Genomic DNA, 24,594 nt, shown 5'->3' with positions numbered 1-24,594 from the left:
GCAGTAGGGACGTAAGCAGACGCCCACGCGCAGGAGGTCGCCATGCCCGAGGAGACCATCGTCATCGTCGGCGCGAGCCTGGCCGGTGCCAAGGCCGCCGAGACGCTGCGGGGGGAGGGCTACGGGGGCCGCGTGGTGCTCATCGGCGAGGAGGTCGAACGGCCCTACGAACGGCCGCCGCTGTCCAAGGGCTTCCTGCTCGGCCAGGAGCCGCGGGAGAGGACGCACGTCCACGACCGCGAGTGGTACGACCACAACCGGGTGGAGCTCAGGCTGGGCACGGCGGCCACCGCGGTCGACCCGTCCCGGCACCGGGTGACGCTGGCCAGCGGCGAGGAGGTCGGCTACGACCGGCTGCTGCTGGCCACCGGCGCGTCCCCGCGCAGGCTGGAGGTGCCCGGCGCCCGGCTGCAGGGGCTGTACTACCTGCGGACGCTGGCCGACGCGGCGGCGCTGCGCGAGGCGATCGCACCCGGCGGGCGCCGCGTGGTGGTGGCGGGCGCGGGCTGGATCGGCCTGGAGACCGCGGCCGCGGCCCGCGCCTACGGCAACGACGTCACGGTGATCGAACCGGAGCCGACGCCGCTGCACGCCGCGCTCGGCCCCGAGGTGGGCGGGCTGTTCGCCGACCTGCACCGCAGGCACGGCGTCATCCTGCGGCTGGACGAGGGCGTGGCGGGGTTCTGGGGCGCCGGGCAGGTGTCGGCGGTGGTGACCTCGGGCGGCGCGGAGATCCCCGCGGACGTGGTGATCGTCGGCATCGGGGTGCGGCCCAACACCGCGCTGGCCGAGCGGGCCGGCCTGGAGGTGTCGGACGGCGTGCTGGTCGACCAGTCGCTGCGCACCTCCGATCCCGACATCTTCGCCGCCGGGGACGTGGCCGCGGCCTACCATCCGCTGCTCGGCCGCCGGCTGCGCGTGGAGCATTGGGCCAACGCGCTCGACGGCGGCCCGGCCGCGGCGCGGGCCATGCTCGGGCGGGAGGTGTCCTACGACCGCGTCCCCTACTTCTTTACCGATCAGTACGAGCTGGGCATGGAGCTGTCCGGCGTGGCCGCGCCCGGAGAGTACGACGAGGTGGTCTACCGCGGCGACGTGGCGGGGCTGGAGTTCATGGCGTTCTGGCTGTCCGGCGGCCGCGTCGTCGCCGGGATGAACGTCAACGTGTGGGACGTCGCGCAGGACGTCCAGGCGCTGATCCGCTCCGGCGAGCCGGTGGACCGGGCCCGGCTGGCCGACCCCAAGACTCCGCTGGCGGATCTGCTGTAGCGCCGGAGATCTCACCCTTAGGCAAGATCGTCCATTTGTGGTGAGTCGCGTACAGTCGGCCTGGTGGTGACTCAGACGGCGGCCGGGACGCTCGGCCGGGCCCGGCTGGCGGTGACCGTCGCGTTCGTCGCGCACGGACTGATCGGCTCGGCCTGGGTGGCGCGCATCCCGCAGGTCAAGGAGCATCTCGGGCTGAGCGAGGGCGGTCTCGGCGTGGCGCTGCTCGGCGCCCCCGCCGGGGTGGTCCTGGCGGTGCGCTTCGCCGGCGCCATCGTGGCCCGCTGGGGCAGCCGCGCCACGACCATGGCGGCCGGGGCGGCGGCCGCGCTCGCCCTGGTGCCGATGGGGCTGGCCGGGAACCTGGGCGTGCTGATCGCCGCGCTGCTGCTGTTCGGCGGCTCGCTGGGCCTGATGGACGTGGCGATGAACGCCCAGGGCGTGGCGGTCGAACGGCGTCTGGACCGGCCGATCATGTCCGGGCTGCACGGCGCGTACAGCATCGGCACTCTTGCGGCGGCGCTGGTCGGCTCCGGGCTGGCGCATCTGGACGTGCCTGTGCAGGTGCACCTGTCGGTCGCGGCGGCCGTCCTGGCGGCGCTGGTGCTGGCGGGCTGCCAGGGATTGTTGGACCGTTCCGCCGACGAGCCGCCCGACACCGCCGGGGAGGACGCGCCCCCCGGGGCGTCCCCGCGCAAGGCCGGGGCGGACGCGGCGCGCGGCGCGCGGCGCATGCTGGCCCTGCTGGGGTTCATCGGTCTGTGCTCGTTCGTCGGCGAGGGCGCGGTGGCCGACTGGAGCGCCGTCTACCTGCGCGAGACCCTCGACGCCGGAGCGGGCGTCGCGGGCCTGGCCTACGCCGGTTTCGCGGTCGCGATGACGGCGGGGCGGCTGGCGGGCGACCGGGTCGTGGCGCGGTACGGCCCGGTGCGGGTGCTGCGCGCCGGAGCCCTGATCTCGGCGCTCGGGCTGGGCCTGGGACTGGCGGTCGGGCACCCGGCCGCCGCGATCATCGGGTTCACGCTGTTCGGGATCGGCATCGCGCCGGTGGCGCCGGTCACCTTCAGCGCCGCCGGCAACCTGCCGGGCGTGCCCGCCGCCCGCGGCATCTCCCGCGTCACCGCCGTCGGCTACCTGGGGCTGCTGGGCGGGCCGCCGGTCATCGGGTTCGTGGCGCAGGAGGTCGGGCTGGCCGGCGCCCTGTGCGTTCCGGTCGCGCTCGTCGCGGCGATCCTGCCGTCGGCCCGCGCCACCGCCACGGCCGCACGCTGATCGTTCCGCCGAGGGCCGAGGTCGGAGGCGGGTCCGTCCTCCGGTAAGGTTTGGGCGAATGAGTACCATGCAGCGGTCGCGGCCGGGCCAAGCCGCGCCGGCGGACCGCGGCCCGCACGGGATGGTGAGGAGCCCGCGCCTGTACCGTTTCGTACGCGAACTGCTGACCTTCGGTTTCGTCGGGTTCATCGGCACGGTGATCATGATCGGCGGGGCCAACCTGCTGCGGCACCTGCACGGCGGCGGCCCGATCTTCAGCGTGGTGCTGCCCACCGCGCTGTCCACGCTGGTGTCCTACCTGGCCAACCGGTTCTGGACGTTCCGCCACCGCGACAGCACCGGCTCCGGCCGCGAGGTGGCGATCTTCTTCGGGCTCAACGGCGTCGGGCTGCTGATCCAGGTGGCCTGCACCGGCTTCACCTACTACACCCTCGGCCTGCACGGCGGCGTCGCCTACAACGCCGGCCTGCTGGTGGGGCTGGGGCTGGCCTCGGCGTTCCGCTACTGGTCGTACCGCAAGTGGGTCTTCACCCCGGCCACCGCATGACGCCGCCGCGGCCCCCGGCGCCGGACGAGGCCGCGCGGGTGCGACTGGACGCCGAGTGGCCCGAGCACCGCCCGGCCGTGTTCGGCGTGGCGTACCGCATCACCGGCAGCGTGGCCGACGCCGAGGACGTCACCCAGGACGTGTGGCTGCGCGCGGCCGCCACCGGGTCCCTCGCCGAGGTCCGCGACCTGCGCGCCTGGCTGGTCACCGTGGCCGCCCGCCGCGCCTACGACGTGCTGACCTCCGCCCGCGCCCGGCGCGAGAGCTATGTCGGGCCGTGGCTGCCCGAGCCGCTGCTGACCGGCCCGGACGCGGCCGAGCCGGTGCTGGTCGACGACACCGTCGGCGTCGCCATGCTGCTGGTGCTGGAGCGGCTGTCGCCGCCCGAGCGGGTCGCGTTCGTGCTGCACCGGGCGTTCGACGTGCCGTACGCGCAGATCGCCGAGGTGCTGGGCCGGTCGCCCGCGGCGTGCCGCCAGCTCGCCTCGCGGGCCGGACGCAAGATCGCCGCCGCTGGGGCGTCGCCCGCGGCGGGGCGGCGGGCCTCCCGGGCCGAGCACGAGCGGGTGGTGGCCGCCTTCCGCGCCGCGTCGCAGGACGGCGACGGCGCGAGGCTGCTGGCGCTGCTGGACCCGGACGCCACCTACACCACCGACGGCGGCGGCCGGGTGTTCGCCGCCCGCAAGGTCGTCGCCGGGGCCGGCCGGGTGGCGGCCGTGCTGCTGCGGGTGGCCGCCAAGTACGCCTACCGCCTGGTGCCCGCCGAGATCAACGGCGAGCCGGGCCTGCTGATGTACCGCGGCGGGCGGCTGGTCGGCGCCGACACCGTCGAGGTGGTGGACGGCCGCGTCACCGCGGTCCGCCGCGTGCTCAACCCCGACAAGCTCGCCGGTCTGCGCCACGTCGCCTGAACCGCCCGGCCGGAACGCCCGGTCCGGGCCTCCGCTCGCCGGAACAGGGAAAGGCCCCCGGCGGGCGCCGGGGGCCTTCGAGACGACTCCGCTGCGGCCGTCGGCCGGTCAGTCGAAGTAGTCGGGCTGCGACTGGACGTTCAGCACGTCGAGCTTGACGCGCTTGGCCTTGTCGGTGGCCTTGTCCCGGATGTCGATGACGTCCAGGCCCTTCTGGATGTCGCTGGAGTAGATGTAGCCGTTGTAGTAGTACGCCGACCACGAGCCGCCCAGCACCAGCTCGTCGTTGCTCAGCGGACCGCGCTCGAACCAGCCGATCTCCTTGGGCCTGCGGGAGTCGGTGAAGTCCCACACCGAGATGCCGCCCTGGTACCAGGCCTGCACCATGATGTCGCGGCCCTTGACCGGGATCAGCGAGCCGTTGTGCGCCACGCAGTTCTCGGTGTCGGCGTTCGCCCGCGGGATCTTGAAGTAGCTGCGGAAGACCAGCTTGCGCTTGTCGCCCTTGCCGACGATGTCGTAGACGGCGTCGGCGCCCTTGTCCGGCCCGATCGCGGCGTTGCAGGTGGCGGTGCCGCCGCCGCCCAGCTCGTCGGTGAAGACGATCTTGTTGGCCTTGTTGTTGAACGTGGCCGAGTGCCAGAACGCGAAGTTCTCGTCGTCGCGCACGGTGTCGATGATCCGCGGCTTGAGCCGGTCGGAGATGTCGAACAGCACGCCGTCGCCCATGCACGCCCCGGCCATGATGTTCTTGGACGGGTAGGCGGTCAGGTCGTGGCAGCCGGTCGTGGCCGAGGTGCCCTCGGGGTAGGGCCGCCCGTCACCGGGGTTCCCGCCGTCGGGGAACAGCACCGGCTCGGCCGCCACCCGGGCCGCCTGCGGGTTCTTCAGCGGCACCTCGACGATCGAGATCAGGTCGTGCGGCGGCTGGCAGTCGGGGTAGCTGCTGCTCGGCGAGTACGACGAGACGTAGATGTAGACGGTGCCGCGCTCGCCCGGGACCAGCGTGTTGGTGTGCGAGCCGCACTTGGTCTCGACGGCCTTGACGTAGCGCGGGTTGCGCACGTCGCTGATGTCGAAGATCTTGATGCCCTCCCAGGCGTCCTTCTCCGACGCGGGCTTGGGCACCGACTGGCACGAATCGTCGCTGCGGGAGCTGTCGGTCGACAGGAACAGCAGGTTCCCGGAGATCGACACGTCGTTCTGCGAGCCGGGGCACTTGACCACGGTGACGATGCGCGGCTTGGCCGGCTTGGAGATGTCGTAGACGGTGAACCCGTCGTAGTTGCCGGCGAAGGCGTAATTGCCCTTGAAGGCCCAGTCCGTGCCGTAGGAGCTGGTGCCCGAGAACACCGGCGGCTTGGGGATGTTGGCCAGGTGGTGCATGTTGGCGGTCTTGACGATCTCGTCCTGACCGGGGATGTCCGCCGCGGCGGCGGGCGCCGCGGCTGCCGACCCGGCCAGCACGAGCGCCGCGAGGCTTCCCACCAGTGTTCGTCGCCTGGGTCTGCGTCCGGAGAACAGCGCCACCCTCACTCCTTCGTGTGTGCAAAGGCCCCCGACGGTAGATTGATCATCCGGAGTATGGAGTGAATCGCGCCGTTTGAATAGGTCTGTATGGATCTGTGAGCTTTCTGAGATCAAAGGCTCTTTTTTCGTCGCGTCCGCTGCGGCTACCGTCCGGGGTGTTCGAGCGCAGGGCGGAGTGGGGAGACGGATGCACTACCGGACGCGGTACCGGATGGCGCTGCTGGCCGCGGCGGCGGCCGCCGTCGCGGGCGCCTTGGGCGGATGCAGCGGCGACGGGGACGGCGCGGCGACGCCCAAGGGCACCGTGCTCATGCCGGGACGGCCGGGGGAGCCCAACAAGACCGCGGTGGCCGGGCCGTCCAGCCCCGCGCCGCCCACGGCCGCGGAGTTCCGCTTCATCGAGATGATGATCCCGCACCACCAGCAGGCCGTCGAGATGGCCTCGCTGGCCCCCGGGCAGGCGTCCGATCCGCAGGTCAAGGCGATGGCCGAGCGCATCGACGCGACGCAGAACGTGGAGATCGCGGCCATGCAGAACTGGCTGCGGCAGCACGGCAGGGGCACCTCCCAGGGGCAGGGCGGCCACACCGGGCACGGCGCGCACGGCGGCGCCTCGCCCTCGGCGTCCGCCCACGCGAACATGCCCGGCATGGCGACCCCGCAGCAGATGGAGCAGCTGCGCAAGGCCCGCGGCAAGCACTTCGACCGGCTGTTCCTCAACCTGATGATCAACCATCACCAGGGCGCGCTGACCATGGTCAAGGACGTGCTGGACAAGGGCACCGACGTCACCGCCCAGCAGATCGCGCGGGACGTCCAGTCCACCCAGCAGGCCGAGATCAACCGGATGCGGGCCCTGCTCGACGGCTGAGCGGGCATCCGCTGTCACACGGAACCGGACCGCGTCGTCTCCCTGGCGACCGCTTGACCGAGCGAAGGGAAGACGATGAAGCAGCGGATGAACCTGCGCGACGTCGCCCCGGACGCCTACCGGGCGTTCCTGGCCGCCGAGAAGGTGCTGAACGAGTCGGGGCTGGACCCGCTGGTGTGGCACCTGGTGAAGCTCCGCGCCTCCCAGATGAACGGCTGCCTGTACTGCATCGACATGCACGTGCACGAGGCCCTGGCCGACGGCGAGACCCCGGACCGGCTGCACCAGCTGCCGGCGTGGCGGGAGTCGCTGCTGTACACCGAGGCCGAGCGCGCCGCCCTCGCCTACACCGAGGCGGCCACCCGGCTCGGCGCCGACGGCGTGCCCGACGCGGTCTGGGACGAGATGACCGGCCACTTCTCGGAGCGTGACCAGGGCACCCTGGTCGCCCTGGTCGCGATGATCAACCTGTGGAACCGGGTCTGCGTGCCGACGCGGGTGCGTCCCCCGGCCCGCCCCGTCCCCGCGTCCCGGGCATAGCACGGCCGGGCCGCCGGGAGGCCCGCCTCCCGGCGGCCCGCCGCGTTCAGCGCCCGGCGGGGGTGATCTTCTCGGTCTGGGCCAGCGCCTCGCCCAGCACCCCGGCCAGGTCGTGCCCGGTGGCCTGCGAGTAGATCACGTGGTCCACGCCCGACTCGGCCAGTCGGCCCACCGTGTCCACGACCTGGTCGACCGAGAGCTCGCCGGGCCGGCTGTCGGTCACCACCAGCGACGTCTTCTCGATTTCGGCGTAGTCGCGGCCCTCCCGCTCGCAGTGCTCGCGCAGCACGTCGAGCTTTCGCGGCAGCTCCTCGGTGTCGAAGATGTTGCAGGCGTCGGCGTACTTGGCGACGAGCCGCAGCGTCTTCTTCTCCCCGGAGCCGCCGATGAGGATCGGCGGGTGCGGGCGCCGGACCGGCTGCGGCGAGTTCAGCGGCCGCTCCAACCGGTAGTGCACGCCCTCGAAGGCGCTCTCGTCGCCCTTCCACATCTGGTGGGCGATCCGCAGCGTCTCCTCCAGCCGCTCGAACCGCTCGGCGGTCGGCGGGAACGGGATGCCGAGGCCGCGCGACTCCTCGTCGTTCCAGGCGGCGCCGATGCCCAGCCAGGCCCGGCCGCCCGACAGCACGTCCAGCGTCGTCACCGTCTTCACCAGGATGCCCGGGTGCCGGTAGGTGACACCGGTGACCAGGGTGCCCAGCGTGATCTTCTCGGTGAGCGCCGCCGCGTACGCCAGCGCCGTGTAGCCCTCCAGCATGGGCTCCTCCGCGGGGCCGACCACCGCGATCTGGAAGAAGTGGTCCATCACCCAGAGGGAGTGCAGCCCCGCCTGGTCGGCCTCGCGGGCCATCCGCCCGTATTCGGCGGCGATCCGCTCGGGGCCGCCGGAGAAGGTGAAGCTGGGCACCTGCAGTCCGATGCGCATGAACAGTCCTTTTCCTCGATTACGGCGGGATAGTGGTGTTTCGCGCGCCGCAGCGCGTTCCGGATCAGGCCGATGCGGCCGTGTCCAGTCGTTCCCTCAGCTCGGCGTCCAACGCCAGGTCGGCGGCGCCGAGCGCCTCCTCCAGATGCTCCATCGCGCTCACGCCCACGATGGGGATCATCGGCGGGTCGCCGCCCATCAGCCAGGCCAGCACCACCTGGTTGGGGGTGGCGCCCAGCTCGTCGGCCACCGACTTCAGCGCCGCCAGCCGCCGCTTGTTGGACGGGTGCTCGTACGCCCGGTGCAGCGGCTTGTCGGGGCGCGTGTAGGAACCCGACAGCAGCGCGTTGTACACCCACAGTCGCAGGCCCTCCGCCCGCACGTAGTCGAGCAGCTCCTCGTCGGCGTGGTGGTGGCCGTTATCGGGCAGCTTCACCCCCGGCTGAGGCAGCAGGTAGGAGTAGCGGTACTGCAGGTCGTCGTACCGGGGCTCGCCGAGCGCCCTGGCCCGCTCCACCCGCCACACCGCGTGGTTGCTCACCCCGACCCGGCCGACGGCGCCCTCCCGCACCAGGTCGCGGAAGGCGCCCATCGTCTCCTCCAGGGGCACCGACCGGTCTTCGATGTGCGCCCAGTACAGGTCGATGTGGTCGGTGCCGAGCCGCCGCAGGCTGCCCTCGGCGGCGCTGCGGATCGCCTTCTCCGACAGGCCCTCGGCGTTCTCCAGCCCCGTCCCGGGAGTCTTGGGCTGCGCCCCGACCTTGGTGCCGATGAAGACCTGGTCGCGCACCTTGCGGCTGGCCAGCCACCGCCCGATGACGGTCTCGCTCTCACCCCCGCGGCCGCCGTCCAGCCAGAACGCGTAGTTGTCTGCGGTATCGATCATCGTCCCGCCCGCCTCGACGAAGCGGTCGAGAATGGCGAACGAGGTCTCCTCGTCCACCCTGGTGCCGAACCACATGGCGCCAAGTGCGAACTCCATGCCGCCAGATCCTGCTTGCTGGAGCGCACTCCAGGTCAACCCCGCACCGGCGGGCCTCGCTCAGGCGAATAGGTCGTCGATGGTGCGGACGGTGTCGGCGCGTGCGGCCCATGTCGCCAGCCGCTCGATGTCGGTGCACGTGGTGATGCGTTCGCGTGCGTCCTCGGTAACGGTGACGCCGTGCGTGGACAGCACTTCGAGGACCACGTTGACCATCAGCTTGGCTGTCTCCTCGCGGCCCTCCCTGCGGCCTTTCTCGAGGCCCTCCTCGAGGCCTTCTGCGTAGCCTTTGCCGTAGTGTTCGCGGGCGAGGGGGGTGTAGACGGGCCACTTTCGGGGGTGCATGGGGTTTCCGTGGTCCTCGAACCGGTGTCCGGTGTGCTGTTTGCTGGTGCCTAGGCGAACACGTCGTCGATGGTGTCGGCGTTGGCGGCGCGTGTGAGCCAGGCGTGGAGTTGGTCGAGGTCGGTGCAGTTGGTGATGCGTTCGCGTGCGTCGTCGGGGATGTTGACACCTCGTGAGGAGAGGATCATGAGGGTCGCGTTGGCCGCCTCCTCCGTACGGCCCTCCTTGCGGCCTTCTGCGCGGCCCTCCTCGAGGCCTTCTGCGCGGCCCTCCTCGCGGCCTTTGCCGTAGTGTTCGCGGGCGAGGGGGGTGTAGACGGGCCACTTGGTGGACTGCATGATCTCCTCCATGATCTTTCGTGCCGCCGGACCGGCTATGTTGTATGCGTGTTCATAGTATTGCGGAGTGTCACCGTCAAGGGCGGCCATGAGGGCCTCGACGACCTTGCGGTGCTTCTCGCCGTGGGCCGAGACTGACAGGACGGCCATTCCGAGCCGGGCGGCGGCCTCGGTCGGGTCGGTGATCATCGGTATCTGCTCGGGGCCCACGACCACGGGTTGCAGGGTGTACCCCGGCAGCTCGGTGCGGATGGGCTCGGCGTAGAAGGCGGCGGTGTCGGCATTGGGGCAGACGACGATGACGTCGACACCGCCGTGCCGCTGACTCAGCCACTGCGCGGCGGCGTAGCGCGGCAGCTGCCTGCGCTTCGACTGGGACTTCGTCTGCTGGATCTCCACGATGATGCCGTGGACCGGGTCCTGCGGCGGGCCGACGGTGAACACGTTGTCGGCGGTGAAGTCGATCGAGGGCCGGTCGTTGTAGGTGTTCTTCGCCTCCTGGACCGGGAGGTCGGGAGGCAGGTCGAGGTCCTTGAGGTGGCCGAGGATGTCCACGACCAGCCTCGGGTTCTCGCGGAAGAGCTCGTTGAGAGCGTCATGGCGTCTAGATGGCATGTCGCTGAACGTTACCTTACGATTTCTTAGAGTGATGGAAGGGTTCGCGAGTTTGTGATCCAGATCACTTTGGATGGTCGTGTGGGGGCCGGACGGCGTTGAGGCCGGGGCCCGCCGCGCGGGTGAAGGCGCGGACGATTGACCTGGAGTGCGCTCCAGGGGCACGCTGTGGCGGGTGAGGTCCTACTCCCCGGCTGAGACCGCCAGCAGAAGCGGCTTCAGCATCGACACGCTGCGCTACTACGAGAAGATCGGATTGCTGTCGGGGATCGCGCGCGACGCGGCGGGGCGCCGGGTCTTCACCGACGACGACCTGGCCTGGCTGGGCATGCTGCGCTGCCTGCGCGACACCGGCATGCCGATCGCCGAGCTGCAGCGCTACGCCGAGCTGGTGCGCGGCGGCGACGAGACCACCCCGAAGCGGATCGCGCTGCTGCGGGCCCACGACCGCCGGGTCGAGGAGCAGATCGCCCGGCTGCGCGAACAGCAGCGCAAGATCCAGGAGAAGATCCACTTCTACGAGGACGCCGCCGCGACCGCCGGGCCCGTCGCCGACGCCGCCACCTGAGCGATCGACTCGCCGCGGGCGAGGCGGCGGCGCAGCAGCGCGGCGTCCGGCGCAACGGCCGTGACGAGCACCGCGGACGGGTGCGCCAGCGGCAGGACGGCCAGCCCCTCCTCGGAATGCGGCTCGCGGGTCAGTCCGGGACCCACCAGCAGCACGTTGCCGACGGCCCGGGCGTCCCCGAGCACCGCCGGGCCGTCGTGCCGGTCTCCGACGCGCAGCTCGTGACGCAGCAGCGGCGTCCGGCCGACCGTCACGTCGAGCCGGCTGTGCAGCCGACCGGGCCGTTCACCGTGCCGTCCCAGCACCAGCTCCTCGCACAGCCGCAGCGTCGCCCCCTCGGCCAGCGCGATCTCGGTCACGGACCGGTGGTCGCATCCGGCGGCGGCCACCGTGGGCTCGGGCGCGAAATCCAGGTGGGCGCCCGCCCCGATCCGCGCCCGCACCGCCAGCCGCGACACGCCGTCCCCGGGCAGCACGACCGCGGCCGCCGCCGAACGCACCGCCGACCGCGCCCCCGGGCCGACCTCCACGTCGATCTCCAGGACGTCGCCGCCCAGCGGGCCCGCCGCCGCGCCGACCAGGTAGACGGCGCCGGCGGTCTCGCGCAGCGCCAGCGGCCCGTCCGAGCGCAGCCGCGTGCAGCGGGTGCGCCCCCGCGCGTCGCGTTCGGCGGTGACGGCCGCGCGTGCCGTGTACCGTCGGGTCACGTGACCGGCGCGGCGGCCGCGCGCGCCTCGTGCAGCACCCCGCGCACCCACGCCGCCACCTCCGGCGCGTCGGGATGCTCGCGCAGCGAGGTCAGCGCCACGGGCCCGCCGCCGCGCACTCGGACGGCGTCGCGCTCCATCAGCGCCACGTCGCTGCCGACCAGCGGCGCCAGATCGGTCTTGTTGATCACCAGCAGGTCCGCGTTCGCCACCCCCGGACCGCCCTTGCGCGGAACGTCGTCGCCGCCCGCCACGTCCAGCACGAAGATCTGCCGGTCGGCCAGGCCCCGGCTGAACAGCGCGGTCAGGTTGTCGCCGCCGCTCTCCACGATGACCAGGTCCAGGCGGCCGTGCCGGGCCTCCAGGGACTCCACCGCGTCGAGGTTGGCGGAGATGTCGTCGCGGATGGCGGTGTGCGGGCAGCAGCCGGTGCGCACCGCGGTGATCCGGTCGTCGGAGAGCACGCCCTCGCGGCGCAGGAAGTCGGCGTCCTCGGTGGTGTAGATGTCGTTGGTCACCACCGCCAGCTCGAACTCCTCGCGCAGCGCGCGGCACAGCGCCGCCGTCAGCGCGGTCTTGCCGCTGCCCACCGGGCCGCCGATGCCCAGGCGCAGCGCCCGGCCCGCCGCCGGCGCGGCCTCGTGCGGGTCGTGATCGTGGTTGGCGCCCACGGTGCGTCCTCCCGTCTCCCAGTGTTCCCCTGACGGCGTCTACGACTCGAACAGGCGCAGCCCGGCATGGACGTGCGCCTCGGCGAGCAGGTCGAGCAGCGGCGCGGACGGCGCGGGCAGCACCCCCCACCCGGCCCCGTCCTCGGCCCCGTCCTCGACTGACGCGGCGGCTTCCCGCGCGACGTCGTCCACCTCGGCGGCCAGCCCCGCCAGGACCGCGTGCACGCCCAGCGGGTCCAGGCCGAGCAGCCGGACGGCCGCCGACGCCGGACCGGTCACCGCCCCGTACGCGGAGACCGCCGCCGCCTGCCGCGGGGTGCCGCCCGCCGCCGCGGCCGCCGCGCCGAGCACGAGCGGATGGTGCGGGTCGGCCAGCTCGGCCGCCAGCGCGTCCAGGCCGGGATGCGACCAGGCCGCCCGCGCCGCCCGCGACAGCGACCGCCCCTGCGCCCGCGACGCCCGCCGCTGCGCCGGCGACGGCATGCGCGCGTCGGCCTCCGCGTCCAGCTCCCGCCACCGGTGCGGCCGCACGCCGGCGTGCGCGCACGCGGCCGCCGCCAGGGCCGCGGCGGTCAGACCTGCCGTGGCCAGCCGGCCGCGCAGGAAGCCGCGCAGGTCGTCCAGCCCGGTGACGGCGCGCGCGGTGACGGCCGGTTCGAGCCCGCCCGAGTGCGCGTGGCCGCCGGCCGGCAGGCGCGCGTCGGCCAGCAGCAGCAGCGCGGCGGGGACCTCCTCCATCAGAACAGGAAGTAGCGCTGCGCCATGGGCAGCTCGTCGACCGGGGCGGGTTCGATCTCCTCGCCGTCCACCGAGACGGTGAAGGTGTCGGGGTCCACCTCGATGCGCGGCAGCGCGTCGTTCAGCGGCAGATCGGCCTTGCCGAGCCGCCGGGTGTCGCGGACCGGGACGAACCGGCGCCGCACCGCCAGCCGGTCCGGCAGCCCGTCGTCGAGCGCCGCCTGCGCCACGAAGTGCCGGGACGTGGCGGCCGCCGCGGCGGGGGAGGCGCCGAACATCGGACGCGGCAGCACCGGCTGCGGGGTCGGGATGGAGGCGTTGGCGTCGCCCATCGCCGCCCACGCGATCATCCCGCCCTTGACCACCGCGTGCGGGCGCACCCCGAAGAACGCCGGGTCCCACAGGACCAGGTCGGCCAGCTTGCCCGGCTCGACCGAACCGATCTCCCCGTCCAGGCCGTGCGCGATCGCCGGGTTGATCGTGTACTTGGCGACGTAGCGGCGGGCGCGCAGGTTGTCCGCGCCGTTGTCGGACCCGCCGTCGCCGGGCAGGGCGCCGCGGCGGCGCTTCATGGCGTGCGCGGTCTGCCAGGTGCGGATGACGGTCTCGCCGATCCGGCCCATCGCCTGCGAGTCCGACCCGATCATCGAGATGGCGCCCAGGTCGTGCAGGACGTCTTCGGCCGCCATCGTCGTCGGGCGGATGCGGGACTCGGCGAACGCCAGGTCCTCGGGCACCGACGGGTTGAGGTGGTGGCACACCATGAGCATGTCCAGGTGCTCGTCGAGGGTGTTGACGGTGTGCGGGCGGGTCGGGTTGGTCGACGACGGCAGCACGTTCGGGTGCGCGGCGACGGTGATGATGTCGGGCGCGTGCCCGCCGCCGGCGCCCTCGGTGTGGTAGGCGTGGATCGACCGCCCGCCGACGGCCTTCAGCGTCGACTCGACGTACCCCGCCTCGTTCAGCGTGTCGGAGTGCAGCGCCACCTGAACGCCCGAGGCGTCGGCGACGCGCAGGCAGGCGTCGATCGCGGCGGGCGTGGCGCCCCAGTCCTCGTGCAGCTTGAAGCCCGCGGCGCCCGCGCGCAGCTGCTCCCACATGGCCTCGGCGGACACCGTGTTGCCCTTGCCGAGCAGCGCCACGTTCACCGGCCAGGGGTCCATGGCCTCCAGCATCCGGTGCAGGTACCAGACGCCGGTGACGGTGGTGGCCTTGGTGCCCTCGGCCGGCCCGGTGCCGCCGCCGAGCAGCGTGGTCACCCCGGCGCCGAGCGCCTCCTCGGCCAGCTGCGGGCAGATGAAGTGCACGTGGGAGTCGACGGCCCCGGCGGTGAGGATCTTGCCGTTGCCCGCCAGCACCTCGGTGGTCGGGCCGATGACCAGGTCGGGGTGGACGCCGTCCATCGTGTCGGGGTTGCCCGCCTTGCCGAGCGCGACGATGCGGCCGTCGCGCACGCCCACGTCGGCCTTGACCACGCCCCAGTGGTCGAGCACGACGGCACCGGTGATCACCAGGTCGAGGGCGCCTTCGGCGCGGGTGGCCCGGGACTGCCCCATCGACTCGCGGATCACCTTGCCGCCGCCGAACACCGCCTCGTCGCCGGTCGCCGCGCCGTCCGGGCCGCGCGCCAGGTCCTCGGTGACCTCGATGAACAGGTCGGTGTCGGCGAGCCGGACGCGGTCGCCCGCCGTCGGCCCGTACAGCTCGGCGTAGCGGGCCCGGGACAGCTCAGTCATCGAGGGCTCCCGCCCTGTCCGTGTGCATGTCCATGTGCATGTCCGTGTGCATGTCCGTGTGCATGTCCGTGCGCAGCCCCGGCACGACGCGGGCGCCGGCCAGCGGGACGAGCGCCACCTCGCGGGCCACGCCGGGCTCGAACCGCACCGACGTCCCGGCGGGCACGTCCAGCCGCTGCCCCCACGCCGCGTCCCGGTCGAACTCCAGGGCGGGGTTGGCCACGGCGAAGTGGTAGTGCGAGCCCACCTGCACCGGACGGTCGCCGGTGTTGACGACGGTGAGCGCGGTGCGCGGCCGGCCCGGGTTCAGCGGCACGGGCTCGGCGGCGGGGACGACCTGCCCGGGGACCATCGCGCCGCTCACGGGATCGGCCGGTGGACGGTGACGAGCTTGGTGCCGTCGGGGAACGTCGCCTCGATCTGCACCGACTCCAGCATCTCCGGCACCCCCTCCATGACGTCGTAGCGGGTGAGCACGGTGCGGCCGGACTCCATCAGCTCGGCCACGCTGCGCCCGTCGCGGGCGCCCTCCAGGATGTGCACCGCGATGATCGCGGTCGCCTCGGGATGGTTGAGCCGCAGCCCGCGCGCCCGCCGCTCGCGGGCCACGGACGCGGCCACATGGAGCAGCAGGCGCTCCTGCTCGTGTGGAGTGATCAGCACTCTTGGGACGGTACTGCCGGTATGACCGTTTACGGAACAACGGAATTGCCGTTTTAACATCCATTTCACGTGGTCGGACGGAAAGTATGAATCGGACAGACCGTAAGTAGGTCCCGATTTGCCGAACGCCGATCTCCCCGGCGGTGTCCGGCACCCTGCGTAACGATCACCGCGGTCTCGTCGATCAACCTTTCGGAAGCAGATCGTCGACGACCTGCCGGGCGCGGTCGGCCTTCCCGACCGGAACCGCGCATACCGGCGATGCCGTGCCGACGTCGAATAACAGGCCGATCCCGACTTTTACGCCGACGCAAGCCCGACCACCGGCCCGCCCGTCACCGTCCCGCCGGCCGAAACAGCGCCGAAACAGCGCCGAAACAGCGCCGACGTCGGCCTGTACGCCGCGTTCACGCGGACCCCGGGCAGCCCCCGCCGCCTGGGTGTTCCCGGCCCTTTTCCGGAATCCCGCCAATACCGGAGTAAAGGAGATCCATGTCGACGACGACCGACTCCCGGGAGCCCGACCGAAACCCACCTGCTCCGATCACCCGCCGCGCGTTCCTCGGCCGCACCGGCGCCGGAGCCGCACTGCTGGCCGGCGGCCTGGTCGCCGGGGAGACCCTCGCCGGGGTCCCGGCCGGAGCGCGCACCGCGCCCGCCGGCGTGGACCCCGCCGACCTGGACCCCCTGGCCCTGCTGAAGAAGATGCTGGCCTACGACACCCAGAACCCCGGCGAGGGCGGCGTGACGCTCCCGCACGCGCGGATGCTCAAGTCGGTCTGGGAGTCGGCCGGGGTGTCCGCCGAGATCGTCCCGACGCCCAAGCGGGACAACGTCCACCTGATCGCCCGGATCGAGGGCACCACGGCGGCGCCCCCGCTGCTGCTGCTCGGGCACTCGGACGTCGTTCCGGTGGAGCGCTCCAAGTGGTCGGTGGACCCGTTCGCCGGAGTCGTCAGGAACGGCGAGATCTACGGGCGCGGCGCGCTCGACATGAAGGGCGCCAACGCCGCGTTCGTCTCCGCCCTGCTGCGCCACCTCGACGAGGGCGCGAAGTTCGACCGCGACATCATCGTCCTCACCGACTGCGACGAGGAGTCCGGCCCGTACGGGTCGCGCTGGCTCGCCGAGCGGCACTGGGACAAGGTCGACGCCGGGATGGTGCTCACCGAGGGCGGCTGGTTCCTGGCCCGGCGCGACGGGCGCACCCCCATGCTCATCACCGTGACCCGGCAGGACAAGGTCTACTTCAACCTCGACCTGGTCGCCGACGGCACCGCCACCCACTCCTCCAAGCCCGGTCCCGGCTCGGCCGTCGCCAGGCTGTCGCGCGCCGTCACCCTTCTGGACGGCTGGCTGGCGCCCGTCACCCTCACGCCCGTCACCCGCGAGTACTTCGCCGCCCTGGCCCGCGCCACCGACGACGCCGCCTTCCGCCGCGCCATCGAGCTGATGCTGGCCGCCCGCACCCAGGCCGCCCGCGAACGCGCCGCCGCCGTCGTCGTCAAGCGCAGCTCCTACCCGTGGCTGCACCGCGCACTGCTGCGCACCACGCACGCCTTCGTCATCGAGGACGCGGGGTACAAGGAGAACGTCATTCCGTCCACCGCCACACTGCGGATCAACTGCCGGGGCGTGCCGGGCGGGCAGCGGCCGCGCGAGTTCCTCGCCCAGGTCCGCGGGCTGCTGGACGGCCGCGGCGTGGCGGTCAAGCTCGTCGGCAACGCCGGAGAGAGCGAGGAGGACGCGCTCAAGCGGCTCGACGAGACCTTCGCCAGGCCGCCGTCGTCCATCGACACGCCGCTGTTCGCCGCGATCAAGGACGCGGCCGGGAAGACCTACCCGGACGCGGTGTTCGCCCCGGCGCTGTTCGAGGCCGGGACGAGCCTGTACCCGTGGACCTCCCGGGGCATCCCCGGGTACGGCGTCTACCCTTATGTCCTGGACAACGACCAGCTCGTCAGCATGCACGGCAACGACGAGCGCATCGCCGTCGACGCGCTCAGGCGGGGCACCGAGTTCGTGTACCGGATGTTCGACCGGTTCCGGGTGCGCTGACCCGCGAAGCGCCCCCTCCGGGCGTCCGGTCGCGGGCGGATCGGCACCCCCGCACCGGTCGCGGGCGGCGGGCCCGGGTTGTCGGGCCGACGGATTAGACTCGCCGCCGTGGCCGGCCGGATTCGCAACGAGGACATCGCACTCGTACGGGAGCGTTCGCCGATCGCCGACGTGGTCGGGGAGTACCTCCAGCTCCGCAACGCCGGCGGCGGCAACCTCAAGGGCCTGTGCCCGTTCCACGACGAGAAGTCGCCCTCGTTCAACGTCACGCCCGCGCGCGGGCTGTGGTTCTGCTTCGGCTGCTCCAACGGCGGCGACGTCATCAAGTTCGTCCAGGAGATCGACCACCTGTCGTTCACCGAGGCGGTCGAGCGGCTGGCGGCCAAGGCCGGGATCCAGTTGCGCTACGAGGACGGCGGCCCCACCCCCCGCCGCGACGCCGGCCAGCGCGCCCGGCTGATCGAGGCGCACCGGGTCGCCGCCGAGTTCTACGCCGAGCAGCTGGCCGCGCCGGAGGCGGTCATCGGGCGCAGGTTCCTGGCCGAGCGGGGGTTCGAGGCGGCAGACGCCGAGCGCTTCGGGGTGGGCTACGCGCCCCGCGAGTGGGAAGCCCTGGTGCGGCACCTGCGCGGGCGCGGCTTCGCCGACCGCGAGCTGGTCACCGCCGGGCTGGCCAAGGAGGGGCGGCGCGGCCCGATCGACCGCTTCCGCGGCCGGCTGGTGTGGCCGATCCGCGACCTGAGCGGCGACGTCATCGGCTTCGGGGCGCGCAAGCTGTACGACGACGACGGCACCGCCAAGTACCTCAACACCCCCGAGACGCCGCTGTTCCACAAGGGCTCAGTGCTGTACGGCGCCGACCTGGCCCGCAAGGAGATCGCCCGGCGCCGGCAGGCCGTGGTCGTCGAGGGCTACACCGACGTGATGGCCTGCCACCTGGCGGGCGTGCCGACCGCCATCGCCACCTGCGGCACCTCGTTCGGCGGCGAGCACATCAAGATCCTGCGCCGGCTGCTGATGGACCAGGACGAGTTCCGCGGCGAGGTGATCTTCACCTTCGACGGCGACTCGGCCGGGCAGCGGGCCGCGCTGCGCGCCTTCGAGGAGGAGCAGAAGTTCGTCACCCAGACGTTCGTGGCCGTCCAGCCCGACGGCCTCGACCCGTGCGACCTGCGCGTGCGGTACGGCGACGCGGCGGTGCGCGACCTGGTGGCCTCCCGGCTGCCGCTGTTCGAGTTCGCCATCCGCAGCCGCATCGGCGACTACGACCTGGACACCGCCGAGGGGCGGCTGGCGGCGCTGGACGCCGCCGCGCCGGTGGTGGCCTCCATCAAGGACCGGGCGCTGCGGCAGATGTACGCGATCAGCCTGGACCGCTGGCTGGGCATCATGGACGAGCAGTTCGTGCTGCGCCGCGTCCGGGAGCTGGCGGCGCGGCAGCGGCCGACCGCGCGGGCGAACGGGCGCGCCGGCGGCGGGGGGCAGGCGGCCCCGGCGGCGCCGCGGCGGCCGTCGTACGACCCGAACGACCCCGACGTGCAGCGCGAGCGCGAGCTGCTGAAGCTGGCGGTGCAGCGGCCGGCGGTGCTCGGCCCGCAGTTCGACCAGATCCCCGCCGAGGACTTCCTGGCGCCGCCGCACGCGGCGGTGCGGCAGGTGATCGCGGCCGCGGGCGGCGTGACCGCGCCGGTGAGCGCCGCCGAGTGGGCCGGCCTGCTGCGCGACCACGCGCCGAACGAGCAGGTCAGGGAGCTGATCACGCGGCTGGCGGTGGAACCCGTGCTGTACGCCGGCGATTCGGACGACCGATATGCCGCCGACCTCCTGGCTCGTATCCAGGAACGCCAGGTCACGCGCATGATCGCCGAGGTCAAATCTAAACTCGCGCGGCTGAATCCGGCCGAGCAGGTCGAGGAGTACAACCGGCTGTTCGGCGATCTTGTCGCGCTTGAGCAGCAGAGACGGGAGTTGCGCGAGCGCGGGCTTGGCTCCCAGTGAGTCACGGGACCCGGAAAATGGGTCCTGTGATCTAGGCCCTTCGTGACGCAGACTGTCATCGTGGGCCCTTCGGTGCTGCCAAGCGAGGCGCCATCGGTTGACCAGGTGGCGGACCTCGTCGCGCGCGGCAGAGAGCGCGGCGGTGTGACGGTCGACGACGTCGCCGCCGCTCTCGATCGCTCCGACTTGCCGGACGACTCCCTGGAGCGGGTCGTCCGGATGCTCGCAGAGCAGGGGGTAGAGGTCCTGGAGTCTCCGCAGGAGACCGAGGACGTCACGCGAGCGGATGAGGGAGACCTCGGCAAGCGGGCGCCGACGAGCGACCTGGTTCGCATCTACCTGCGGGAGATCGGTCGCGTACCGCTGCTCACGGCAGAAGATGAAGTCGAACTCGCGAAATCGATCGAGGCGGGCCTGTTCGCCGAGGAGAAGCTGCGGCACACCGCCATCCTCTCCCCGATGGAACGGCTCGATCTCGAACTGCTCGCTCGCGAGGGGGCGCGAGCGAAGCAACGCCTGATCGAGGCCAACCTGCGCCTGGTGGTGTCCATCGCCAAGCGCTACGTCGGCCGGGGCATGCTGTTCCTCGACCTGATCCAGGAGGGAAATCTCGGACTGATCCGCGCAGTCGAGAAATTCGACTACACAAAGGGGTTCAAGTTCTCGACCTACGCCACCTGGTGGATCCGCCAGGCGATCACCCGTGCCATCGCCGACCAGGCCCGGACCATCCGGATCCCGGTGCACATGGTGGAGACCATCAACAAGCTGGTCCGCGTGCAGCGCCAGCTGCACCAGGACCTCGGCCGCGAACCCACCCCAGAGGAGATCGGCCGGGAGATGGGCCTGCCGCCCGCCCGCGTGGTGGAGATCCAGCGCATCGCCCAGGAACCGGTGTCCCTGCAGTCGCCCATCGGGGAGGAGGACTCCGACCTCGGCGACTTCATCGAGGACGCCGACGCCGTGGTGCCGATGGAGGCCGCGGCGTTCATCCTGCTGCAGGACCAGCTGGAGGACATCCTGGGCACGCTGTCGGACCGCGAGCAGCGCATCATCCAGTTGCGCTTCGGGCTGACCGACGGCCATCCCCGCACCCTGGAGGAGGTCGGCCGCGAGTTCGGTGTGACCCGGGAACGGATCCGGCAGATCGAGTCCAAGACCCTGGCCAAGCTGCGCCACCCCTCCCGCGCCCAGATGCTCCGGGAGTACCTGGACTGACCGGCCGGTGTCCGGGACCGGCGCTCCCGGACACCGGCCGCCGGGGCGGAGGATGCGCCGGGACGGCCCGATCGGCCCGCTCCCGCGTCCCGTGGATTACGGTGGGAGCCATGCTGATCGTGACGACTGAGGTGCTGGCCGGGCACGAGATCCGCAGTGCGTTCGGCGAGGCCATGGGCGTCGCCGTCCAGACCGATCAGGGCCGTGCCGGGGCGCACGGGGGTGCCAGCGGCACCTTCCGCGTGACGGGGGAGCAGCCGGGCGCGGGCCTGGCCGTGCTGCGCCGCCAGGCGTTGGAGCGTCTGGTCGAGGACGCGCGCCGCAAGGGCGCCAACGCGGTGGTGGGCATGCGGATGGACTCGGTCGCGCTCGCCGGAGGCGGGCACGAGGTGTGCGCCTACGGCACCGCCGTGTGGGCCGAGCCCGCCGCGGGCGCCCCGCGCGACCAGGTCGCCGCGCAGCAGTCCCCGGCCGTGCCGCACATGCCGCCGTACGGGGACCCGCAGCCGGGCGGAGCGCCCATGGCCGCCCGCAATCTGACCATCGGCGTCCACGACCGTCCCCGCTGACCCGCCGCGCCGGGTTCCGCTGCGGTGCCCGAAGGCGGGCGCCGGGGTCAGGCGCCCGCGGCGCGTTCGGCGCGGATGCGGGTGACGACGTCGCCGGCCGCGGTCTTGATCGCGTCCAGTTCCCGCAGGTACCCCCAGTAGTCGGGGTGGGTGCCGGTGAGCAGGGAGGGCGCCTTCTCCAGGCGCTCCACCAGGGCGTCCAGCGCGCGGGCGTGGTGCGGCGCCGGGCCGCCGGGCGCGGCGACCGCCATCCGCTGGGCGTCCCGGACCGCGAACCGCACCGCGTCGGCGGGCTTGCCGGGGTCGGCGGCGGCCTCCTCCAGCTGCGCCACCCGCCCCGTCACCTGCCCGGCGCGGCGGTCGGCCGAGTTCAGCTCGGTGCGGGCGGCGGTGAGCGCCTGCTGCGCCTGCCGCCACTCGGCGCGGCCCGCGTGCGCCGTCGCCTCGGCGAGCCGCTCGCGGGCCCGCTCCACGGCCGCCTCGACGGCCTCCGGCGCGCCCCGCAGATCCTGCCAGCACGCCTGCGAGTAGCCGCGCAGCAGTTGCCGCATGGCCTGCCGCACCGCCTCCACGCGGCCCGCCACCACGTCCACCCGGGTGCGCACCGCGGTGATGCCGTTGCGCACCTTCTCGGCCTGCTTGGGCAGCTCCTCGGCGGCCTCGCGGGCGCGGTCGGCGAGCTGCCGCACCTCCTCGGCCTTCTCCATCGCCCCGGCCAGGCCGAGCCCGCCCAGCCCCGGCGAGCCCACCAGCGCCAGCGCCTCGCGGGCCCGGGCCAGCTGCGCCTCCGGCTCGGCGGCGTCGAACCCCTCCTCGCGCGCCCGCGCCACGGCCGCGTCGGCGGCGGTGACCGCGTCGCGGGCGGCCGTCAGCCGCGGCGGCAGCCGGTCCAGCGCGGCCTCCAGGCGCCGCATCTGCGGGGCGAGCCGCTCGGCGAACCCGTTGAGCCGGCCGGTGACCTCCCGGAGCCGGTCGGTGACGGCCAGGAAGGCGCGGCGGGCCGCGTCGTACTCGGCGGGCGTGCGGTCCTCGGACAGGTCGTGCGCGTCGACGACGGCGATGTAGGCGGAGGCGGCGGCGTCGGCGTTCCGGCTCAGCCCCTCGAACTCCGTGCGGACCGGGGCGGCGGCCGCGCCGTCCAGGTCCGCGAACAGCGTCACGCGGTCCTCGACGTACTTCTGCGCCTGGTCCATGTCGTAGAACGCCGCGGCGGCCGCGTCCCTGGCCTGGGCCGCAGCGTCCGCCGCCTGTGCGCCCCGGCCTCGCCGGCGGGCGTCCCCCGCTCCCAGCAACGGTGCCCTCCCTTCGCTCGGCTCCAGTCTCGCTCAGCCGCCCGTCCCGTACACCTTCCGCCGGTTGTGTCCGGCGACACCTGGGGGCCGACCGGAACTCGGGGAACGGATAGCATCGCTGCAACGTCGGTATAGCGAAGCGTCGAGACGGCGCGGCGCGCATCGGCGCCGGCAGCCAGCGATCAGGAGGCAGCGTGGGCGTCAGTCGCAGCGGAAGCGGCACCGCCTTCCCCATCGGTCTCCCGACGGCCCCGGTGACCGGCGCGGCCCTCCGGGCCACGGTCGAGCACGGGCCGCGCGCGGCCGGGCGGGCGCCCGCCCGGCGGCCGGCAGCGCCATGGACATTCGGCGTGAAGTTCTGATCAACGAGTCTCCGAGGGAGTGGACCGACCATGGGTGTGTCACTCGCCAAAGGCGGCAACGTCTCGCTGACCAAGGCCGCGCCGAGCCTGACCGCCGTCGCCGTGGGCCTGGGCTGGGACGTGCGGGCCACCACCGGCGCCGACTTCGACCTGGACGCCAGCGCGCTGATGCTGGGACCGGACGGCAAGGTGCTGTCCGACCAGCACTTCGTCTTCTACAACAACCTGCGCAGCCCCGACGGCTCGGTGGAGCACACGGGGGACAACCTCACCGGCGAGGGAGAGGGCGACGACGAGGTCATCAATGTCGAGCTGACCGCCGTCCCCGAGGGCTGCGAGCGGATCGTGTTCCCGGTGTCGATCTACGAGGCCGACGCGCGGGGGCAGAACTTCGGGCAGGTCCGCAACGCCTTCATCCGCATCGTCAACCGCGCCGACGGCACCGAGCTGGCGCGGTTCGACCTCACCGAGGACGCCTCCACCGAGACCGCCATGGTCTTCGGGGAGCTGTACCGGCGGAGTGGGGAGTGGAAGTTCCGCGCCGTCGGGCAGGGCTACGCTTCCGGCCTCGCCGGGATCGCCATGGACTTCGGTGTCAATGTCGGCTGAGCCGCCGGCCGCGGCCGGTCCGGCTCCGATCGTCGGTTCCCCCCAACGAGCAGAAACACGCGCATGATTCTTCGCACCTTCGGGTGGTCCTTCGCCGTCACGATCGTCGGCCTGATCGCCGCCTTCCTGTACGACGGCGGTCTGGGCCTGGCACTGGTGGCCGTGCTGGCCGTACTCGAGATCTCGCTGTCCTTCGACAACGCCGTTGTCAACGCCAAGGTGCTGGAACGGATGGACCCGTTCTGGCAGAAGATCTTCCTGACCGTCGGCATCGCCATCGCCGTGTTCGGTATGCGGCTGGTGTTCCCGCTGGTCATCGTGGGGATCACCGCCTCGCTCAACCCGATCGAGGCGTTCGACCTGGCGTTGAACGACTCGCATCGCTACCACGAGCTGATGCGGGACGCCTACCCGATGATCGCGGCGTTCGGCGGCATGTTCCTCATGATGCTCTTCCTGGAGTTCGTCTTCGAGGAACGGGCCGACAAGTGGCTGCCGTGGCTGGAGGCCCCGCTGGCCCGCATCGGCAAGCTGGACCAGCTCGCGGTCGTCGTGGCGGGCGGCGCGCTGGTGGCGGTCGCCCACTACTTCGCCGACAACCCGGGCGAAGTGATGATCGCCGGCGTGCTCGGCATGCTGACCTACATCCTGGTCAACGGGCTGGGCGAGCTGTTCTCCGAGGCCGGCGAGGACGACGAGGAGGACGGCGAGGCCGCGCAGGCCGGCGAGCAGGCGGCCGAGCCCGCGCGCCGCGGCGGCCCGAGCGAGCTGGCCCTGGCCACCGGCAAGGCGGGCTTCTTCCTGTTCCTCTACCTGGAGGTGCTGGACGCCTCGTTCTCCTTCGACGGCGTCATCGGCGCGTTCGCCATCAGCACCGACCCGATCGTGATCGCGCTGGGCCTGGGCATCGGCGCCATGTACATCCGGTCGCTGACGGTGTTCCTGGTCCGCAAGGGCACCCTGCACGAGTACGTCTACCTGGAGCACGGCGCGCACTGGGCGATCGGCGCGCTGGCGGTGTGCATGCTGGTCGGCGTCGGCCACCACGTGCCCGAGTGGATCACCGGCGGGCTGGGCGCCGGACTGATCATCGCCGCGTTCCTGTCCTCGGTGCTGCGCAACCGGCGCGAGGGTGCCGACGCCGCGTCCGGCGGCCCGAGCGGAGACAAGGAGCTGCACTCCACCAAGGTCTGATCGCCCGCACGTCCACCAGGTCCGTCCACCCAGGTCCGTCAACAGGTCCGAGCCGCACCCCGCACCGCT

The 24,594-nt window shown here is 72.7% G+C and carries 25 protein-coding genes; 13 read left to right on the top strand and 12 right to left on the bottom strand.

Annotation, left to right across the window (positions count from 1 at the left end; all coding sequences use genetic code 11):
* Positions 1-42: 42 nt before the first annotated feature.
* The 4 genes from QSK22_RS06205 (at position 43) to sigJ (ending at position 3,996) form a co-directional block, all read left to right on the top strand.
* Complete coding sequence (locus QSK22_RS06205) at positions 43-1,269, top strand: NAD(P)/FAD-dependent oxidoreductase (RefSeq protein ID WP_285493011.1); 1,227 nt, start codon at positions 43-45, stop codon at positions 1,267-1,269.
* A gap of 63 nt (positions 1,270-1,332) precedes the next feature.
* Entirely contained in the window at positions 1,333-2,538 is a 1,206-nt protein-coding gene (locus QSK22_RS06200; RefSeq protein WP_285493010.1) for an MFS transporter, read from the top strand.
* 58 nt (positions 2,539-2,596) lie between these two features.
* Positions 2,597-3,085 carry a GtrA family protein gene (locus QSK22_RS06195; RefSeq protein ID WP_285493009.1) on the top strand — a complete coding sequence of 163 codons (489 nt, stop codon included), beginning with the start codon at positions 2,597-2,599 and terminating at the stop codon, positions 3,083-3,085.
* A complete protein-coding gene (sigJ, locus tag QSK22_RS06190; protein ID WP_285493008.1) occupies positions 3,082-3,996 on the top strand; it encodes an RNA polymerase sigma factor SigJ in 915 nt (304 codons plus the stop codon). Before QSK22_RS06195 ends, sigJ begins: the two co-directional genes overlap by 4 nt.
* Positions 3,997-4,104: 108 nt before the next feature.
* On the opposite strand, the gene QSK22_RS06185 is transcribed toward sigJ, so the two are convergent.
* On the bottom strand, positions 4,105-5,484 hold the full coding sequence (locus QSK22_RS06185; protein WP_285493007.1) for an LVIVD repeat-containing protein: 1,380 nt from the start codon (positions 5,482-5,484) through the stop codon (positions 4,105-4,107).
* Between the two features lie 229 nt (positions 5,485-5,713).
* Between QSK22_RS06185 and QSK22_RS06180 the strand changes: the two genes are divergently transcribed.
* Positions 5,714-6,397: a DUF305 domain-containing protein gene (locus QSK22_RS06180; RefSeq protein ID WP_285493006.1), complete on the top strand. Its 684-nt coding sequence runs from the start codon at positions 5,714-5,716 to the stop codon at positions 6,395-6,397.
* Between the two features lie 75 nt (positions 6,398-6,472).
* Complete coding sequence (locus tag QSK22_RS06175) at positions 6,473-6,937, top strand: carboxymuconolactone decarboxylase family protein (protein WP_285493005.1); 465 nt, start codon at positions 6,473-6,475, stop codon at positions 6,935-6,937.
* Between the two features lie 46 nt (positions 6,938-6,983).
* On the opposite strand, the gene QSK22_RS06170 is transcribed toward QSK22_RS06175, so the two are convergent.
* The 4 genes from QSK22_RS06170 to QSK22_RS06155 all read right to left on the bottom strand — a co-directional run bounded on the left by QSK22_RS06170 (position 6,984) and on the right by QSK22_RS06155 (position 10,142).
* Positions 6,984-7,862, bottom strand: coding sequence for an LLM class F420-dependent oxidoreductase (locus QSK22_RS06170; RefSeq protein ID WP_285493004.1), 879 nt, complete (start codon positions 7,860-7,862; stop codon positions 6,984-6,986).
* A gap of 64 nt (positions 7,863-7,926) precedes the next feature.
* Positions 7,927-8,844, bottom strand: a complete 918-nt coding sequence (locus QSK22_RS06165) for an aldo/keto reductase (RefSeq protein ID WP_285493003.1) — start codon at positions 8,842-8,844, stop codon at positions 7,927-7,929.
* 60 nt (positions 8,845-8,904) lie between these two features.
* Entirely contained in the window at positions 8,905-9,189 is a 285-nt protein-coding gene (locus QSK22_RS06160) for a hypothetical protein (protein WP_285493002.1), read from the bottom strand.
* Between the two features lie 50 nt (positions 9,190-9,239).
* Positions 9,240-10,142 (bottom strand): hypothetical protein, encoded by a 903-nt coding sequence (locus QSK22_RS06155; protein ID WP_285493001.1) that lies wholly within the window; start codon positions 10,140-10,142, stop codon positions 9,240-9,242.
* Positions 10,143-10,317: 175 nt separating this feature from the next.
* Between QSK22_RS06155 and QSK22_RS06150 the strand changes: the two genes are divergently transcribed.
* The gene (locus QSK22_RS06150; RefSeq protein WP_285493000.1) at positions 10,318-10,710 is read left to right on the top strand and encodes a MerR family transcriptional regulator; all 393 of its coding nucleotides are present in this window, start codon (positions 10,318-10,320) and stop codon (positions 10,708-10,710) included.
* Here the strand turns inward: QSK22_RS06150 and QSK22_RS06145 are convergent.
* From QSK22_RS06145 to QSK22_RS06120, 6 genes are read right to left on the bottom strand one after another with little or no spacing between them, the layout of a single operon-like run.
* Positions 10,659-11,417 carry an urease accessory protein UreD gene (locus tag QSK22_RS06145; RefSeq protein WP_285492999.1) on the bottom strand — a complete coding sequence of 253 codons (759 nt, stop codon included), beginning with the start codon at positions 11,415-11,417 and terminating at the stop codon, positions 10,659-10,661. The genes QSK22_RS06150 and QSK22_RS06145 overlap by 52 nt on opposite strands.
* Positions 11,414-12,088 (bottom strand): urease accessory protein UreG, encoded by a 675-nt coding sequence (ureG, locus tag QSK22_RS06140; RefSeq protein WP_285492998.1) that lies wholly within the window; start codon positions 12,086-12,088, stop codon positions 11,414-11,416. The genes QSK22_RS06145 and ureG overlap by 4 nt, the downstream gene beginning before the upstream one ends.
* Positions 12,089-12,127: 39 nt before the next feature.
* Positions 12,128-12,826, bottom strand: coding sequence for an urease accessory protein UreF (locus QSK22_RS06135; protein WP_285492997.1), 699 nt, complete (start codon positions 12,824-12,826; stop codon positions 12,128-12,130).
* On the bottom strand, positions 12,826-14,562 hold the full coding sequence (locus tag QSK22_RS06130) for an urease subunit alpha (protein WP_285492996.1): 1,737 nt from the start codon (positions 14,560-14,562) through the stop codon (positions 12,826-12,828). The genes QSK22_RS06135 and QSK22_RS06130 overlap by 1 nt, the downstream gene beginning before the upstream one ends.
* Positions 14,555-14,926 (bottom strand): urease subunit beta, encoded by a 372-nt coding sequence (locus QSK22_RS06125; RefSeq protein WP_285492995.1) that lies wholly within the window; start codon positions 14,924-14,926, stop codon positions 14,555-14,557. Before QSK22_RS06125 ends, QSK22_RS06130 begins: the two co-directional genes overlap by 8 nt.
* The gene (locus tag QSK22_RS06120; RefSeq protein WP_285492994.1) at positions 14,923-15,225 is read right to left on the bottom strand and encodes an urease subunit gamma; all 303 of its coding nucleotides are present in this window, start codon (positions 15,223-15,225) and stop codon (positions 14,923-14,925) included. The genes QSK22_RS06125 and QSK22_RS06120 overlap by 4 nt, the downstream gene beginning before the upstream one ends.
* A 492-nt stretch (positions 15,226-15,717) precedes the next feature.
* Between QSK22_RS06120 and QSK22_RS06115 the strand changes: the two genes are divergently transcribed.
* The 4 genes from QSK22_RS06115 (at position 15,718) to QSK22_RS06100 (ending at position 21,068) form a co-directional block, all read left to right on the top strand.
* Entirely contained in the window at positions 15,718-17,283 is a 1,566-nt protein-coding gene (locus tag QSK22_RS06115) for a M20/M25/M40 family metallo-hydrolase (protein WP_285492993.1), read from the top strand.
* Between the two features lie 108 nt (positions 17,284-17,391).
* Positions 17,392-19,281 carry a DNA primase gene (gene dnaG / locus QSK22_RS06110; protein ID WP_285492992.1) on the top strand — a complete coding sequence of 630 codons (1,890 nt, stop codon included), beginning with the start codon at positions 17,392-17,394 and terminating at the stop codon, positions 19,279-19,281.
* A gap of 72 nt (positions 19,282-19,353) precedes the next feature.
* On the top strand, positions 19,354-20,499 hold the full coding sequence (gene rpoD, locus QSK22_RS06105) for an RNA polymerase sigma factor RpoD (RefSeq protein WP_285493314.1): 1,146 nt from the start codon (positions 19,354-19,356) through the stop codon (positions 20,497-20,499).
* Between the two features lie 110 nt (positions 20,500-20,609).
* Positions 20,610-21,068 (top strand): YbjQ family protein, encoded by a 459-nt coding sequence (locus QSK22_RS06100; RefSeq protein WP_285492991.1) that lies wholly within the window; start codon positions 20,610-20,612, stop codon positions 21,066-21,068.
* Between the two features lie 47 nt (positions 21,069-21,115).
* Here the strand turns inward: QSK22_RS06100 and QSK22_RS06095 are convergent, their stop codons facing one another.
* Positions 21,116-22,360 carry a coiled-coil domain-containing protein gene (locus QSK22_RS06095; RefSeq protein ID WP_285492990.1) on the bottom strand — a complete coding sequence of 415 codons (1,245 nt, stop codon included), beginning with the start codon at positions 22,358-22,360 and terminating at the stop codon, positions 21,116-21,118.
* Positions 22,361-22,752: 392 nt separating this feature from the next.
* Here QSK22_RS06095 and QSK22_RS06090 point away from each other — a divergent pair, with 392 nt between their 5' ends.
* Together QSK22_RS06090 and QSK22_RS06085 are read left to right on the top strand one after the other, a co-directional pair.
* On the top strand, positions 22,753-23,331 hold the full coding sequence (locus tag QSK22_RS06090; protein ID WP_285492989.1) for a TerD family protein: 579 nt from the start codon (positions 22,753-22,755) through the stop codon (positions 23,329-23,331).
* A gap of 63 nt (positions 23,332-23,394) precedes the next feature.
* Entirely contained in the window at positions 23,395-24,525 is a 1,131-nt protein-coding gene (locus QSK22_RS06085) for a DUF475 domain-containing protein (RefSeq protein WP_285492988.1), read from the top strand.
* Positions 24,526-24,594: the final 69 nt, after the last annotated feature.

Source organism: Actinomadura sp. NBRC 104425 (genome assembly GCF_030269545.1).
Taxonomy (GTDB): Bacteria; Actinomycetota; Actinomycetes; order Streptosporangiales; family Streptosporangiaceae; genus Spirillospora; species Spirillospora keratinilytica.
Note: the sequence above shows the minus strand (reverse complement) of the source record. Positions and strands in the feature narration are given on the sequence as shown.

Coding starts and splice junctions, on each gene's coding strand:
- QSK22_RS06205 (WP_285493011.1), top strand. CDS start 43: ATGCCCGAGGAGACCATCGTCATCGTCGGCGCGAGCCTGGCCGGTGCC.
- QSK22_RS06195 (WP_285493009.1), top strand. CDS start 2,597: ATGAGTACCATGCAGCGGTCGCGGCCGGGCCAAGCCGCGCCGGCGGAC.
- sigJ (WP_285493008.1), top strand. CDS start 3,082: ATGACGCCGCCGCGGCCCCCGGCGCCGGACGAGGCCGCGCGGGTGCGA.
- QSK22_RS06180 (WP_285493006.1), top strand. CDS start 5,714: ATGCACTACCGGACGCGGTACCGGATGGCGCTGCTGGCCGCGGCGGCG.
- QSK22_RS06175 (WP_285493005.1), top strand. CDS start 6,473: ATGAAGCAGCGGATGAACCTGCGCGACGTCGCCCCGGACGCCTACCGG.
- QSK22_RS06170 (WP_285493004.1), bottom strand. CDS start 7,862: ATGCGCATCGGACTGCAGGTGCCCAGCTTCACCTTCTCCGGCGGCCCC.
- QSK22_RS06165 (WP_285493003.1), bottom strand. CDS start 8,844: ATGGAGTTCGCACTTGGCGCCATGTGGTTCGGCACCAGGGTGGACGAG.
- QSK22_RS06160 (WP_285493002.1), bottom strand. CDS start 9,189: ATGCACCCCCGAAAGTGGCCCGTCTACACCCCCCTCGCCCGCGAACAC.
- QSK22_RS06155 (WP_285493001.1), bottom strand. CDS start 10,142: ATGCCATCTAGACGCCATGACGCTCTCAACGAGCTCTTCCGCGAGAAC.
- QSK22_RS06135 (WP_285492997.1), bottom strand. CDS start 12,826: ATGGAGGAGGTCCCCGCCGCGCTGCTGCTGCTGGCCGACGCGCGCCTG.
- QSK22_RS06130 (WP_285492996.1), bottom strand. CDS start 14,562: ATGACTGAGCTGTCCCGGGCCCGCTACGCCGAGCTGTACGGGCCGACG.
- QSK22_RS06115 (WP_285492993.1), top strand. CDS start 15,718: ATGTCGACGACGACCGACTCCCGGGAGCCCGACCGAAACCCACCTGCT.
- QSK22_RS06100 (WP_285492991.1), top strand. CDS start 20,610: ATGCTGATCGTGACGACTGAGGTGCTGGCCGGGCACGAGATCCGCAGT.
- QSK22_RS06090 (WP_285492989.1), top strand. CDS start 22,753: ATGGGTGTGTCACTCGCCAAAGGCGGCAACGTCTCGCTGACCAAGGCC.
- QSK22_RS06085 (WP_285492988.1), top strand. CDS start 23,395: ATGATTCTTCGCACCTTCGGGTGGTCCTTCGCCGTCACGATCGTCGGC.